Genomic DNA, 14,513 nt, shown 5'->3' with positions numbered 1-14,513 from the left:
AGTCGGAGTTGAAAACGTGGACAACCGCCCCCACCACTGTATTTGCACAACTGACGAACCTTTCTTTCCATGCATGCAATCAGCCAGATTCGACTAACATTCAATCAGGATCGCCCGCTTCTCCAAAAGGATCTTCCACAGGAGCACGACGACGATTCGGCAGGCGTTGCTGTTCAGGAAGCAAAGCCTGCGTTACAGGCGCCGCCGATGTACAAGGTGGTTTTGTTTAATGATGACTACACACCGATGGATTTCGTCGTCGAAGTGCTCGAGGTGTTTTTTAACCTGAATCGCGAGCTGGCGACCAAGGTCATGCTGGCCGTTCACACAGAAGGACGGGCAGTATGTGGAGTGTTTACCCGCGACATCGCCGAGACAAAGGCCATGCAGGTCAACCAGTACGCCAGGGAAAGCCAGCATCCGCTACTCTGTGAAATCGAGAAGGACGGTTAATCGCCGACCACTTGGGTATGAGGTGAAGCTATGTTAAACCGCGAGCTCGAAGTCACCCTCAATCTAGCCTTCAAGGAGGCTCGTTCGAAACGTCATGAATTCATGACCGTCGAACACCTTTTGCTGGCCCTATTGGACAATGAGGCTGCCGCCACCGTTTTGCGTGCCTGCGGCGCAAACCTCGACAAACTCAAGCATGACCTGCAGGAGTTCATCGACTCCACCACGCCATTGATCCCCGTTCATGACGAAGATCGCGAAACCCAGCCAACCCTGGGCTTCCAGCGTGTACTGCAACGTGCTGTTTTCCACGTACAGAGCTCGGGCAAACGCGAAGTAACCGGCGCCAACGTGCTGGTTGCCATCTTCAGTGAGCAAGAGAGTCAGGCAGTGTTCCTGCTGAAACAGCAGAGCGTTGCGCGCATCGATGTCGTCAATTACATCGCACACGGCATTTCCAAAGTGCCGGGGCATGGCGATCACTCTGAAGGTGAACAAGATATGCAGGACGACGAGGGCGGTGAGTCTTCTTCTTCAGGCAATCCTCTGGATGCTTATGCCAGCAACCTCAACGAACTCGCGCGTCAGGGTCGCATCGACCCGCTGGTCGGCCGTGAGTCGGAAGTCGAGCGTGTCGCGCAGATTCTCGCGCGTCGGCGCAAAAACAATCCGCTGCTGGTGGGCGAGGCGGGCGTGGGTAAAACTGCGATTGCCGAAGGCCTGGCCAAGCGCATTGTTGATAATCAGGTGCCGGACCTGCTGGCCAATAGCGTTGTTTACTCGCTCGACCTTGGCGCTCTGCTCGCGGGCACCAAGTATCGCGGTGATTTCGAGAAGCGCTTCAAGGCGCTGCTCAACGAACTGAAAAAACGTCCGCAGGCGATTCTGTTTATCGATGAGATCCACACCATCATCGGTGCCGGCGCTGCGTCTGGTGGCGTGATGGACGCCTCGAACCTGCTCAAACCGTTGCTGTCGTCTGGCGACATCCGTTGCATCGGTTCGACCACGTTCCAGGAATTCCGCGGCATCTTCGAGAAGGATCGTGCCTTGGCGCGTCGCTTCCAGAAGGTCGATGTCGTCGAGCCATCGGTGGAAGACACCATCGGTATCCTGCGCGGCCTGAAAGGGCGTTTCGAGCAGCACCACAACATCGAATACAGCGATGAGTCATTGCGTGCTGCGGCAGAACTCGCGTCGCGCTACATCAATGACCGGCATATGCCGGACAAGGCCATCGACGTGATCGACGAGGCGGGCGCCTATCAGCGTCTGCAACCGGTCGAAAAACGCGTGAAGCGCATCGAGGTGCCGCAGGTTGAAGATATCGTCGCGAAAATCGCGCGGATTCCGCCTAAGCACGTCACCAGTTCCGACAAGGAGCTGCTGCGTAACCTGGAGCGTGACCTGAAACTGACGGTGTTTGGCCAAGACGCGGCGATCGATTCGCTGTCGACTGCGATCAAGCTGTCCCGTGCAGGCCTCAAGTCGCCTGACAAACCAGTCGGTTCGTTCCTGTTCGCAGGCCCGACCGGTGTTGGTAAAACCGAGGCTGCGCGGCAATTGGCCAAGGCGTTGGGGATCGAGCTGGTTCGCTTCGACATGTCCGAGTACATGGAGCGTCACACCGTATCGCGCCTGATCGGTGCGCCTCCGGGCTATGTCGGCTTTGATCAAGGCGGTCTGTTGACCGAAGCGATCACCAAGCAACCGCATTGCGTATTGCTCCTCGATGAGATCGAGAAGGCACATCCGGAAGTCTTCAACCTGCTGTTGCAGGTGATGGACCACGGTACGCTGACCGACAACAACGGGCGCAAGGCGGACTTCCGCAACGTGATTGTGATCATGACCACCAACGCCGGTGCCGAAACGGCGGCGCGTGCTTCGATCGGTTTCACCCATCAGGACCACTCGTCTGATGCGATGGAAGTGATCAAGAAGAGCTTTACGCCGGAGTTCCGTAACCGTCTGGACACCATTATCCAGTTTGGTCGCCTCAGCCATGAGGTCATCAAAAGTGTGGTGGACAAGTTCCTCACCGAGCTTCAGGCGCAGTTGGAAGACAAGCGTGTGTTGCTTGAGGTCACTGATGCTGCGCGTAGTTGGCTGGCGGCGGGTGGTTATGACTCGGCGATGGGTGCGCGTCCGATGGCACGTCTGATCCAGGACAAGATCAAGCGTCCGTTGGCGGAGGAGATTCTGTTTGGCGAGCTGGCCGAGCATGGCGGTGTGGTGCACATCGACATCAAGGATGGTGAGTTGACGTTTGACTTCGAGACCACTGCAGAAATGGCCTGACGGCCTTGGATCAAGAGGGCGCCTTCGGGCGCCTTTTTTGTTGTCTGGTGTTTTTGTGTGTATATCCGTTGCTGCGGTGATGGCTGATTAGGGTTCCGCCCTTACGGCGGGTCACTTTTTCCAGACGCCGAAAAAGTAACCAAAAAGGCTTGCTCCTACGTGCGGCCCGCTCGCCGGGGCTCGGGGTTCCTTCGCTCCGGGATCGATCCGGGCGCAGCGCCTACGGTTTGCTTCGCTGCACCTCCTCTCGCTGTGTTTGGCTTCGCCAAACGGTCGCTGCGCTCCCACGCCCGGATCAATCCCTCCACTCAGCCTTCCGACGTCGCCTTGCAGATCAAGATCAAGAGCAGGCGAGCTGACACTCGGCCTATTGAGTGGTCAAGAGCGCGGGTGTTCGGCTTTTGATTTGGGTTGTTGCTGCCCCTCACCCCAGCCCTCTCACGAGGGAGAGGGAGCCGATTTGTGAGCATTTCAAAGTCTGAGTTCAACTCGGTATTTCATGTCGGCGTACGTCACCCAAACACCTCGGTCAGTCCCCTCTCCCTCCGGGAGAGGGCTAGGGTGAGGGGCTCTTGATCTGGCTCTTGATCTAGCTTTGGCTTTTGATCTTTTGCCCCATCGGCAGGCCGAGCGAAGGTGTTCATCCGGGGGTAGGCGCGCAGCGCCGTGCGGCGTAGCCGCATACATCGAGAGGAGGTGCAGCGAAGCAAACCGTAGGCGATGCCCCCGGATGGACACCGTAGCGAGGGAACGCTGAGCCTAGGCGAAGTGCCGTACGCCAGGGGCAAAGCCTTTTGGTTCCTTTTTGGCGTTTGAAAAAGGGACTCGCTGTAAGAGCGAAACCGCCAGCGGCCGCACCCGAAAAAACGGATATGCCCCCAAACCCCAAACCCCAAAACGCAGACAAACAAAAACGCCCGGCATAAACCGGGCGTTCTGTATTGACTTGATTAACGAGCGCGGTAAGTGATGCGCCCTTTGCTCAAGTCATAGGGCGTCAGCTCGACGCGCACTTTGTCACCGGTAAGAATACGAATGTAGTTCTTGCGCATCTTGCCGGAAATATGCGCGGTTACGACGTGCCCATTTTCCAACTCCACACGAAACATGGTGTTGGGCAGGGTGTCGACGACAGTGCCTTCCATTTCGAAGCTGTCTTCTTTCGACATGCAGTAAAGCCCTCGGTATCCAATGAATGGCCCGGTGCAACTGCGCCAGGCAAAAGCGGCGTGCATTGTGCCCGAAAAATGGGGTTTACGCCAAGGGGTTTACGGCTTGGGTTTAGTTGAGGATCACCCAGCGCTGATTAATCAGCAGTTCGATGGGGCGATATTGCGTCTTGTAGTTCATCTTTTTGCAGTTCTTGATCCAGTAACCGAGGTACACCGCCTCAAGCCCGAGGCGCTGGCTCTCGGCGATTTGCCAGAGGATGGCAAATCGGCCAAGGCTGCGGCGTTCTTCGGTGGGTTCGTAAAAGGTGTACACCGCTGACAAACCGTTCGGCAGTAAATCGGTGACCGCCACGGCGAGCAACCGTCCGTCGAGTCGGAACTCGTAAAAGCGCGAGAACGGCAAGTCGCGGACCAGAAACGTCGCGAACTGATCACGGCTCGGCGGGTACATGTCGCCGTCTGCGTGACGCTGTTCGATGTAACGCTGATACAGATCGAAATATTCTTCGCTGAATTGCGGTTTGGCCGGGCGCACCTGCAAATCCGTATTGCGCTTGAGAATCCGCTTCTGCTGACGATTGGGCATGAACTGCGCCACGGGAATGCGCGCAGGTACGCACGCATTGCAGTTCTGGCAATGCGGCCGGTACAGATGATCGCCGCTGCGACGAAAGCCCATTTCCGACAGGTCTGCGTAGACATGCACATCCATGGGCTGACTCGGATCGAGAAACAGGGTCGTGGCCTGCTCCTCGGGCAGATAACTGCAAGAGTGAGGCTGAGTGGCATAGAACTTCAATCGCGCCAACTCGGTCATGATCAACCCTCGGGATAAGCTGGTGAATTAAGTGTAAGCCACGCGCGCAAAAGTCGCTCAGCAAACCCAGGTGGCACGATTGGGTTGGTCCAGATGGCGGGCCAGATAGTCGGCGAATTCCTGGCGGGGAATGGCTCTGGCGCCGAGGCTGTGCAGATGATCGGTCGGCATCTGGCAATCGATCAGCACGAATCCCGAGTCTTTCAGGTGCCGCACAAGGGTGGCAAAGCCGAATTTCGAGGCATTGTCGGCGCGGCTGAACATCGATTCACCAAAAAACAATTGGCCCATCGCCAGGCCGTACAGGCCACCGACCAGTTCGCCCTGATCCCAGACCTCCACCGAATGCGCGAAGCCGCGACGATGCAGTTCGACATAGGCGTCCTGCATCGCCTCGGTGATCCAGGTGCCATCGGCGTAATCCCGTGGTGCGGCACAGGCGCGGATCACGGCATCGAAATCCTGATCGAAGGTCACTTGATAGCGTTCCTGACGCAGCAGTTTGCCGAGGCTGCGCGAGACATGCAGTTCGTCGGGAAACAATACCGTGCGCGGATCCGGCGACCACCAGAGAATCGGCTGACCCTCGGAAAACCATGGAAAGCAGCCATGGCGATAAGCTTGAATCAGCCGGTCGGCCGACAAATCGCCACCCGCAGCCAGCAATCCGTTGGGGTCGCGCATGGCCTTTTCCAGTGGCGGAAAAGTCAGGGAATTACGTTGTAACCAAGTCAGCATGGCATCCAGGCTTACAGAAGGGGAGGGCGGTGGGGCGTCTGGCCCGCGATAAAGTGTGCCGTTAAATGACAGGAATGTCGTCCAGATACTTCTCGGCATCCAGTGCGGCCATACACCCGGCACCGGCTGATGTTACCGCCTGGCGGTAAACGTGGTCAGCCACGTCACCGGCGGCAAATACCCCGGGAATCTCGGTGGCGGTGGCGTCGCCGTCGCTGCCGCCCTTGACCCGCAAGTAGCCGTCGCGCATCGGCAACTGGCCTTGGAACAGGTCGGTGTTGGGCTTGTGACCAATGGCAATGAATACGCCGGCCAACGCCAGTTCGCGGGTTTCGCCCGTATGACTGTCCCGCAGTCGCGCGCCGGTGACGCCGCTGGCATCGCCGAGCACTTCGTCGAGATTCTGGTTCCAGTGCAGGCGCACGTTGCCGTTCGCAGCTTTCTCGAACAGTTTGTCCTGAAGGATTTTCTCCGAACGCAGCTTGTCGCGACGATGGATCAGGTGCACCTCCCTGGCGATGTTCGACAGATAAAGTGCCTCCTCAACCGCCGTATTGCCGCCGCCGACTACGGCGACCACCTGATTGCGATAGAAGAAGCCGTCACAGGTCGCACAGGCGGAAACGCCTTTGCCGGCGAAGGCTTCTTCCGAGGGCAAGCCGAGATACTGCGCCGAGGCGCCGGTGGCAATGATCAGTGCGTCGCAGGTGTAAGTGCCGCTGTCGCCGATAAGCTCGAACGGGCGCTGCTGCAACTTGGCGGTGTGGATGTGGTCGTAAACGATCTCTGTGGCAAAGCGTTCGGCGTGTTTTTGCATACGTTCCATCAGCGCCGGGCCGGTGAGGCCTTCGACGTCACCGGGCCAGTTGTCGACCTCGACGGTGGTGGTGAGCTGGCCACCGGCCTGCAGGCCGGTGATGACCACGGGTTTGAGGTTGGCGCGGGCGGCATACACGGCAGCGCTGTAACCGGCCGGGCCGGAGCCAAGGATGATCAGGCGTGAATGCTTCGCTACGTTCATCAAATAGACCTCATAAGCCTTTGTCACAAAAGGTAATGCATGCTCAAATTGAGTCGCGGCCTCTGTGTGCTTGACTATGCTCAATCCTGGGGCTTGAAGCATGGCATCGGACGCACAAACCCGTACAATGCCGGGCTGTTACAGAATGTTCGCCGTGTGCTGTATTTATAAAAGCGGCAGCACAGTGTTAAAAGTAGTCTCAGTTGCGCTCGTTCACTTTTTTACCTGCCTGGATTGGGCAGTTTTTTATCGTCATTCAATAGATGGACGCGCCTTGGGCGCAGGAAAAGAAGCGTTTTGAAGAAATCCACCGAAGCACCAAAAACAGTCGTCCCGCTCTGGCGCCAACAGTTGCACTACCGGCTCAAGGAAGGTGCATTGATCGCCATCGGCGCCTTGTGCCTGTTCCTGATGATGGCTTTGCTGACCTACGGCAAGGACGATCCAGGCTGGAGCCACAACAGCAAGATCGATGACGTACAGAATTTCGGCGGCCCGGCGGGCCCTACAGCGCCGACATCCTGTTCATGGTGCTGGGTTACTTCGCCTATATCTTCCCGTTGCTGCTGGCGATCAAGGCGTACCAGATTTTCCGCCAGCGCCACGAGCCGTGGCAGTGGAGCGGCTGGCTGTTCTCCTGGCGTCTGATCGGTCTGGTGTTTCTGGTGCTGTCTGGCGCTGCGCTGGCGCATCTGCACTTTCACGCGGCCTCGGGCCTGCCGGCGGGAGCTGGTGGCGCGCTGGGCGAAAGCCTCGGCAATCTGGCGAAGAATGCACTGAATATTCAGGGCAGCACCCTGTTGTTTATTGCGTTGTTCCTGTTCGGTCTGACGGTGTTCACTGATCTGTCGTGGTTCAAGGTGATGGATATCACTGGCAAGATCACCCTTGATCTGTTCGAACTGTTTCAAGGCGCGCTCAATCGCTGGTGGTCGGCCCGTACCGAGCGCAAGCAGTTGGTTGCGCAATTGCGTGAAGTCGACGATCGCGTGCATGACGTGGTCGCGCCGACGGTCACTGACAAGCGCGAACAAGCCAAAGTCAAAGAACGCCTGATCGAACGTGAGCAAGCCCTGAGCAAGCACATGTCCGACCGCGAGAAACAAGTGCCGCCGGTTATCGCCCCGGCCCCGGCCAAGGCGCCCGAGCCAAGCAAGCGCGTGCAGAAAGAGAAACAGGTGCCGTTGTTCGTCGACAGCGCCGTGGAAGGCACTTTGCCGCCGATTTCGATTCTTGATCCGGCGGAAAAGAAACAACTCAATTACTCACCGGAATCCCTGGCGGCGGTCGGCCATTTGCTGGAGATCAAGCTCAAGGAGTTCGGTGTCGAGGTCACGGTGGATTCGATCCACCCGGGTCCGGTGATTACCCGTTACGAAATTCAGCCTGCCGCCGGCGTGAAAGTCAGCCGCATCGCCAACCTCGCCAAAGACCTCGCGCGTTCGCTGGCCGTGACCAGCGTACGTGTGGTCGAGGTGATTCCGGGCAAGACCACCGTCGGTATCGAGATTCCCAACGAAGACCGGCAGATCGTGCGCTTCTCCGAAGTGCTGTCGACGCCTGAATACGACAATTTCAAATCGCCGGTCACCCTGGCGCTGGGTCACGACATCGGCGGTAAGCCGGTCATTACTGACCTGGCGAAGATGCCGCACTTGCTGGTGGCCGGTACGACCGGTTCCGGTAAGTCGGTGGGTGTGAACGCGATGATCCTGTCGATCCTGTTCAAGTCCGGCCCGGAAGACGCCAAGCTGATCATGATCGACCCGAAAATGTTGGAACTGTCGATCTACGAAGGCATTCCGCACTTGCTGTGCCCGGTCGTTACCGACATGAAGGACGCCGCCAACGCCTTGCGCTGGAGCGTTGCCGAGATGGAGCGCCGCTACAAGCTGATGGCGAAAATGGGCGTGCGCAACCTGTCCGGCTTCAACGCCAAGGTCAAGGAAGCGCAGGATGCCGGCGAACCGTTGAGCGATCCGCTGTACAAGCGTGAAAGCATTCACGACGAAGCGCCGCTGCTGCAGAAACTGCCGACCATCGTCGTGGTGGTCGACGAATTCGCCGACATGATGATGATCGTCGGCAAGAAGGTTGAAGAACTGATCGCCCGTATCGCGCAGAAGGCCCGTGCTGCCGGTATTCACTTGATCCTCGCCACCCAGCGGCCATCGGTGGACGTGATCACCGGTCTGATCAAGGCCAACATTCCGACGCGTATGGCGTTCCAGGTGTCGAGCAAGATCGACTCCCGCACCATCATCGATCAGGGTGGCGCCGAACAGCTGCTCGGTCACGGTGACATGCTCTACATGCCGCCGGGCACCAGCCTGCCGATCCGGGTTCACGGTGCGTTCGTATCCGACGATGAAGTACACCGTGTGGTCGAAGCGTGGAAACTGCGCGGCGCTCCGGAATACAACGATGACATCCTCAACGGTGTCGAAGAAGCCGGCAGCGGTTTTGAAGGCAGCAGCGGTGGCGGTGACGGCGATGATCCGGAAGCCGACGCGCTGTACGATGAAGCTGTACAGTTTGTACTGGAAAGCCGTCGTGCCTCGATTTCCGCTGTACAGCGCAAGCTGAAGATCGGCTACAACCGCGCCGCACGGATGATCGAAGCCATGGAAATGGCCGGGGTCGTCACCTCGATGAACACCAACGGTTCCCGTGAAGTCCTGGCCCCAGGCCCGGTACGCGACTGATTGCAAACGCAAGAGGCGGGACAATGATGTGCCGCCGCTCTCCCAACGAGTATTCAAGAGGACTCCCATGCGTCTTATCCGCATGCTGCTGCCAGTACTGGCGCTGACCACTCTCACGGCCCACGCCGATCAAAAGGACGTGGCGCGTCTGACCCAATTGCTGGAAACATCCAAGACCCTGAGCGCGAACTTCTCGCAGCTGACCCTCGACGGCAGCGGCACGCAGTTGCAGGAAACCACCGGCAACATGACCCTGCAGCGTCCGGGCCTGTTCTACTGGCACACCAATGCGCCAAACGAGCAGACCATGGTTTCCGACGGCAAGAAAGTTACCCTGTGGGACCCGGATCTGGAACAGGCGACCATCAAGAAGCTCGACGAGCGTCTGACCCAGACCCCGGCGCTGCTGCTGTCCGGTGATGTGTCGAAGATCAGCCAGAGTTTTGATATCAGCGCGAAAGAGGCGGGCGGCGTGATCGACTTCACCCTCAAGCCGAAAACCAAAGACACTCTGTTCGATAACCTGCGTCTGTCGTTCCGCAACGGTCTGCTCAACGATATGCAACTGATCGACAGCGTCGGCCAGCGCACCAACATCCTGTTTACCGGCGTTAAGGCCAACGAGCCGGTATCGGCATCGAAGTTCAAGTTCGACATCCCCAAGGGTGCCGACGTGATCCAGGAATAAACACGTAAACCCTGTGGGAGCGAGCCTGCTCGCGAAAGCGATATTTCATCCAGCATTAATAGTGGCTGATACACCGCTTTCGCGAGCAGGCTCGCTCCCACAAGGGCAAAGATCGACCTGATCAAATAGAGGTTTCAACGCTACGTGATGGATCTGTTTCGCAGTGCACCGATTGCCCAGCCACTGGCCGCGCGTTTGCGTGCGACCAATCTGGATGAGTACGTCGGTCAGGAGCACGTGCTCGCTCGCGGCAAGCCTCTGCGTGAGGCGCTGGAGCAGGGTGCCCTGCATTCGATGATCTTCTGGGGGCCGCCCGGAGTGGGTAAAACCACTTTGGCGCGGTTGCTCGCGGAAGTCTCCGATGCGCACTTCGAAACGGTCTCGGCAGTGCTCGCCGGGGTCAAAGAGATCCGTCAGGCTGTTGAAATCGCCAAGCAGCAGGCCGGCCAGTACGGCAAGCGCACGATTCTGTTCGTCGATGAAGTGCACCGTTTCAACAAATCCCAGCAGGATGCGTTTCTGCCGTACGTTGAAGACGGCACGCTGATCTTCATCGGCGCCACCACCGAAAACCCTTCCTTCGAACTCAACAATGCTCTGCTGTCGCGTGCCCGCGTCTACGTGCTGAAAAGCCTCGACGAAGCGGCGCTGCGCAAACTGGTGCATCGCGCACTCACTGAAGAGCGTGGGCTGGGCAAGCGCAACCTGACGCTCAACGATGAAGGCTTCCAGATGCTGCTGTCCGCCGCCGATGGCGATGGCCGGCGTCTGCTCAATCTGCTGGAAAACGCCTCGGACCTGGCTGAAGACAACAGCGAAATCGGCACCGAGTTGCTGCAGAGCCTGCTCGGCGATACGCGTCGGCGTTTCGACAAGGGCGGCGAGGCGTTCTACGACCAGATATCGGCGCTGCACAAGTCCGTGCGCGGCTCCAACCCCGACGGCGCGCTGTATTGGTTTGCGCGGATGATCGACGGTGGTTGCGATCCGCTGTACCTGGCCCGCCGTGTGGTGCGCATGGCCAGTGAAGACATCGGCAACGCCGACCCGCGCGCCCTCAGCCTGTGCTTGGCGGCGTGGGAGGTGCAGGAACGTCTCGGCAGTCCGGAAGGCGAGTTGGCCGTGGCCCAGGCCATCACCTATCTGGCCTGTGCGCCGAAAAGCAACGCGGTGTACATGGGCTTCAAAACCGCGCTGCGTGCCGCCGCTGAAAACGGTTCGCTGGAAGTGCCGTTGCACCTGCGCAACGCACCGACCAAACTGATGAAACAATTGGGCTACGGTGACGAATACCGCTATGCCCACGACGAGCCGGACGCTTATGCCGCTGGCGAAGACTATTTCCCGGAAGAGCTTGATCCCATCCCGTTCTACCAACCGGTGCCGCGTGGCCTGGAATTGAAGATCGGCGAGAAGCTCAACCACCTCGCCCAACTCGATCGTTTAAGCCCTCGGCAGCGGAGAAAATAGTGTTTCCATTGATCATTGCGGTCTCCGCCGGCGGGGTTGCCGGCACCTTGTTGCGCTTCGCCACCGGTAATTGGGTCAACGCCAATTGGCCGCGGCACTTCTATACCGCGACGCTGGCCGTTAATATCGTGGGCTGTCTGCTGATTGGCGTGTTGTACGGCCTGTTTTTGATACGCCCGGAAGTGCCGATCGAGGTACGCGCCGGGTTGATGGTCGGCTTCCTTGGGGGGCTGACGACATTTTCATCCTTTTCACTGGATACGGTGCGCCTGCTGGAAAGCGGGCAAGTGCCGCTGGCCCTGGGCTATGCGGCACTCAGCGTATTCGGCGGGCTGCTCGCGACGTGGGCTGGCCTGTCTTTGACCAAACTTTGATAACGAGAAACCGACATGCTCGATTCCAAACTGTTACGTAGCAACCTTCAGGACGTAGCGGACCGCCTGGCTTCCCGTGGCTTTGCCCTGGATACCGCGCGCATCGAAGCGCTGGAAGAACAGCGTAAGACCGTCCAGACCCGCACCGAAGCACTGCAGGCTGAGCGTAACGCGCGTTCCAAATCCATCGGTCAGGCCAAGCAGCGCGGCGAAGACATCGCGCCGTTGATGGCGGACGTCGAGCGCATGGCGGGCGAACTGAGTGCCGGTAAAGTCGAGCTGGACGCGATCCAGACCGAACTGGACTCGATCCTGCTCGGTATCCCCAACCTGCCGCACGAATCCGTGCCGGTCGGCAAAGACGAAGACGACAACGTTGAAGTGCGCCGCTGGGGCACGCCGACCGCGTTCGACTTCGAAGTGAAAGATCACGTTGCCCTGGGCGAGAAGTTCGGCTGGCTGGATTTCGAAACCGCCGCCAAGCTGTCCGGTGCGCGTTTCGCCCTGCTGCGTGGCCCGATCGCGCGTCTGCACCGCGCCCTGGCGCAGTTCATGATCAACCTGCACGTCAACGAGCACGGCTACGAAGAGGCTTACACGCCTTATCTGGTTCAGGCGCCGGCGCTGCAAGGCACCGGTCAACTGCCGAAGTTCGAAGAAGACCTGTTCAAGATCGCTCGCGAAGGCGAAGCCGATCTGTATCTGATCCCGACCGCTGAAGTGTCGCTGACCAACATCGTTGCGGGCGAAATCGTCGATTCGAAACTGCTGCCGATCAAGTTCGTCGCGCACACTCCGTGCTTCCGCAGTGAAGCCGGTGCATCGGGCCGTGACACCCGCGGCATGATCCGTCAGCACCAGTTCGACAAAGTCGAAATGGTCCAGATCGTTGAGCCATCGACTTCGATGGAAGCGCTGGAAGGCCTGACCGCCAACGCTGAAAAAGTCCTGCAATTGCTCGGTCTGCCTTACCGCACCTTGGCGCTGTGCACCGGCGACATGGGCTTCAGCGCGGTCAAGACTTATGACCTCGAAGTGTGGATCCCGAGCCAGGACAAGTACCGCGAAATCTCCTCGTGCTCGAACTGCGGCGACTTCCAGGCCCGTCGTATGCAAGCGCGTTTCCGCAACCCGGAAACTGGCAAGCCTGAGCTGGTGCACACCCTGAACGGTTCCGGTCTGGCGGTTGGTCGTACGCTGGTTGCCGTGCTGGAAAACTACCAGCAGGCCGACGGCTCGATCCGTGTACCGGACGTACTCAAGCCGTACATGGGTGGCCTTGAGGTCATCGGCTAAATGAAATATCTGCCGCTGTTTCACAACCTGCGCGGCAGTCGTGTGTTGGTCGTCGGTGGGGGGGAAATTGCCTTGCGCAAATCCCGCCTGCTGGCCGATGCCGGTGCGCTGCTGCGGGTGGTCGCACCTGAAATCGAAACGCAACTGCGTGAACTGGTCGCCGCTTCTGGCGGTGAATGCCTGTTGCGCGGTTACGTCGAGGCGGATCTCGATGGTTGCGGGCTGATTATTGCCGCCACCGACGATGAGACGCTGAACGCCCAAGTCTCCACCGATGCGCACAAGCGCTGCGTGCCGGTCAACGTGGTCGACGCGCCTGCCTTGTGCAGTGTGATCTTCCCGGCGATCGTCGACCGTTCGCCGCTGATCATAGCCGTGTCCAGCGGCGGCGATGCGCCGGTGCTGGCGCGTTTGATCCGCGCCAAGATCGAAACCTGGATTCCATCGACCTACGGCCAATTGGCCGGGCTCGCCGCGCGTTTCCGCAATCAGGTGAAAAGCCTGTTTCCGGATGTGCAGCAGCGTCGTGGTTTCTGGGAAGACGTGTTTCAGGGGCCGATTGCCGACCGGCAACTGGCCGGGCAGGGCGCCGAAGCCGAGCGTCTGCTGCAAGCCAAGATCGATGGTGAAGCCATGGTCACGACCGGTGAGGTGTATCTGGTCGGGGCAGGCCCGGGCGATCCAGACCTGCTGACCTTCAAGGCGTTGCGTCTGATGCAGCAAGCCGACGTGGTGCTGTACGACCGCTTGGTGGCGCCAGCGATTCTTGAGCTGTGCCGTCGTGATGCCGAGCGGGTCTACGTCGGCAAACGTCGGTCTGATCACGCCGTGCCACAGGATCAGATCAACCAGCAACTGGTCGACCTGGCCAAGGCCGGCAAGCGTGTGGTGCGGTTGAAGGGCGGTGATCCGTTTATCTTCGGCCGGGGCGGCGAAGAGATCGAAGAACTGGCCGCTCACGGCATTCCGTTTCAGGTTGTGCCGGGTATCACGGCGGCCAGTGGTTGCGCGGCATATGCCGGGATTCCGCTGACGCATCGTGATCACGCGCAGTCGGTGCGCTTTGTTACCGGCCATCTGAAGGACGGCTCCACCGATCTGCCTTGGGCCGACCTTGTCGCGCCGGCGCAGACGCTGGTGTTCTACATGGGCCTGGTCGGGTTGCCGGTCATCTGCGAACAACTGATCAAACATGGTCGTTCAGCCGATACCCCGGCGGCATTGATTCAGCAGGGCACCACGGTCAATCAGCGCGTCTTCACCGGCACGCTGGCTGACCTGCCGCGACTGGTGGCGGAGCATGAAGTGCATGCGCCGACATTGGTCATCGTCGGTGAAGTGGTGCAACTGCGCGAGAAGCTGGCGTGGTTCGAAGGGGCTCAGGCGCAGGTCTGAAAACCGAGTTGACCCCATCGCTGGCAAGCCAGCTCCCACAGGTTTTGTGTTGAAGCTGCAATCTTCAGTATCACCAAAATCCC

11 protein-coding genes and 1 pseudogene are annotated in these 14,513 nt (G+C 59.1%); 8 read left to right on the top strand and 4 right to left on the bottom strand.

All coding sequences use genetic code 11. The features are described 5' to 3' along the window. Positions 1-69: 69 nt before the first annotated feature. Both clpS and clpA read left to right on the top strand, forming a co-directional pair. Positions 70-453, top strand: coding sequence for an ATP-dependent Clp protease adapter ClpS (clpS, locus tag ACOYXH_RS14615; RefSeq protein ID WP_011334948.1), 384 nt, complete (start codon positions 70-72; stop codon positions 451-453). A 30-nt stretch (positions 454-483) separates the two neighbouring features. After that, positions 484-2,754 (top strand): ATP-dependent Clp protease ATP-binding subunit ClpA, encoded by a 2,271-nt coding sequence (gene clpA, locus ACOYXH_RS14610; RefSeq protein WP_016987404.1) that lies wholly within the window; start codon positions 484-486, stop codon positions 2,752-2,754. A 950-nt stretch (positions 2,755-3,704) separates the two neighbouring features. Here the strand turns inward: clpA and infA are convergent. The 4 genes from infA to trxB all read right to left on the bottom strand — a co-directional run bounded on the left by infA (position 3,705) and on the right by trxB (position 6,502). After that, positions 3,705-3,923: a translation initiation factor IF-1 gene (gene infA / locus ACOYXH_RS14605; protein ID WP_002553999.1), complete on the bottom strand. Its 219-nt coding sequence runs from the start codon at positions 3,921-3,923 to the stop codon at positions 3,705-3,707. A 112-nt stretch (positions 3,924-4,035) separates the two neighbouring features. After that, entirely contained in the window at positions 4,036-4,743 is a 708-nt protein-coding gene (locus ACOYXH_RS14600; protein WP_460065103.1) for an arginyltransferase, read from the bottom strand. Between the two features lie 57 nt (positions 4,744-4,800). After that, positions 4,801-5,481 (bottom strand): leucyl/phenylalanyl-tRNA--protein transferase, encoded by a 681-nt coding sequence (gene aat / locus ACOYXH_RS14595; protein WP_093434297.1) that lies wholly within the window; start codon positions 5,479-5,481, stop codon positions 4,801-4,803. Positions 5,482-5,542: 61 nt separating this feature from the next. Further along, positions 5,543-6,502, bottom strand: a complete 960-nt coding sequence (trxB, locus tag ACOYXH_RS14590; protein WP_095048069.1) for a thioredoxin-disulfide reductase — start codon at positions 6,500-6,502, stop codon at positions 5,543-5,545. Between the two features lie 297 nt (positions 6,503-6,799). On the opposite strand from trxB, the pseudogene ACOYXH_RS14585 reads away from it, so the two are divergent. From ACOYXH_RS14585 to cysG, 6 genes and pseudogenes are all read left to right on the top strand, one after another. Further along, a pseudogene (locus ACOYXH_RS14585) lies at positions 6,800-9,207 on the top strand (DNA translocase FtsK). A gap of 67 nt (positions 9,208-9,274) precedes the next feature. Continuing rightward, on the top strand, positions 9,275-9,895 hold the full coding sequence (gene lolA / locus ACOYXH_RS14580; protein ID WP_220556478.1) for an outer membrane lipoprotein chaperone LolA: 621 nt from the start codon (positions 9,275-9,277) through the stop codon (positions 9,893-9,895). A 147-nt stretch (positions 9,896-10,042) separates the two neighbouring features. Then, complete coding sequence (locus tag ACOYXH_RS14575) at positions 10,043-11,365, top strand: replication-associated recombination protein A (protein ID WP_034155144.1); 1,323 nt, start codon at positions 10,043-10,045, stop codon at positions 11,363-11,365. Next, complete coding sequence (gene crcB / locus ACOYXH_RS14570) at positions 11,365-11,739, top strand: fluoride efflux transporter CrcB (protein WP_095048067.1); 375 nt, start codon at positions 11,365-11,367, stop codon at positions 11,737-11,739. The genes ACOYXH_RS14575 and crcB overlap by 1 nt, the downstream gene beginning before the upstream one ends. Positions 11,740-11,754: 15 nt before the next feature. Further along, on the top strand, positions 11,755-13,035 hold the full coding sequence (serS, locus tag ACOYXH_RS14565) for a serine--tRNA ligase (RefSeq protein WP_007908080.1): 1,281 nt from the start codon (positions 11,755-11,757) through the stop codon (positions 13,033-13,035). Next, positions 13,036-14,430: a siroheme synthase CysG gene (gene cysG / locus ACOYXH_RS14560; protein ID WP_095124500.1), complete on the top strand. Its 1,395-nt coding sequence runs from the start codon at positions 13,036-13,038 to the stop codon at positions 14,428-14,430. Positions 14,431-14,513 lie beyond the last annotated feature (83 nt).

This window comes from Pseudomonas sp. Mb7, assembly GCF_054790525.1.
This window is presented reverse-complemented; position numbering and strand designations above follow the sequence as displayed.

What these genes read in the sequence shown, in the direction of transcription:
- clpS (WP_011334948.1), top strand. Translation starts at nt 70, where the DNA reads ATGCATGCAATCAGCCAGATTCGACTAACATTCAATCAGGATCGCCCG.
- lolA (WP_220556478.1), top strand. Translation starts at nt 9,275, where the DNA reads ATGCGTCTTATCCGCATGCTGCTGCCAGTACTGGCGCTGACCACTCTC.
- clpA (WP_016987404.1), top strand. Translation starts at nt 484, where the DNA reads ATGTTAAACCGCGAGCTCGAAGTCACCCTCAATCTAGCCTTCAAGGAG.
- ACOYXH_RS14600 (WP_460065103.1), bottom strand. Translation starts at nt 4,743, where the DNA reads ATGACCGAGTTGGCGCGATTGAAGTTCTATGCCACTCAGCCTCACTCT.
- infA (WP_002553999.1), bottom strand. Translation starts at nt 3,923, where the DNA reads ATGTCGAAAGAAGACAGCTTCGAAATGGAAGGCACTGTCGTCGACACC.
- serS (WP_007908080.1), top strand. Translation starts at nt 11,755, where the DNA reads ATGCTCGATTCCAAACTGTTACGTAGCAACCTTCAGGACGTAGCGGAC.
- cysG (WP_095124500.1), top strand. Translation starts at nt 13,036, where the DNA reads ATGAAATATCTGCCGCTGTTTCACAACCTGCGCGGCAGTCGTGTGTTG.
- ACOYXH_RS14575 (WP_034155144.1), top strand. Translation starts at nt 10,043, where the DNA reads ATGGATCTGTTTCGCAGTGCACCGATTGCCCAGCCACTGGCCGCGCGT.
- trxB (WP_095048069.1), bottom strand. Translation starts at nt 6,502, where the DNA reads ATGAACGTAGCGAAGCATTCACGCCTGATCATCCTTGGCTCCGGCCCG.
- aat (WP_093434297.1), bottom strand. Translation starts at nt 5,481, where the DNA reads ATGCTGACTTGGTTACAACGTAATTCCCTGACTTTTCCGCCACTGGAA.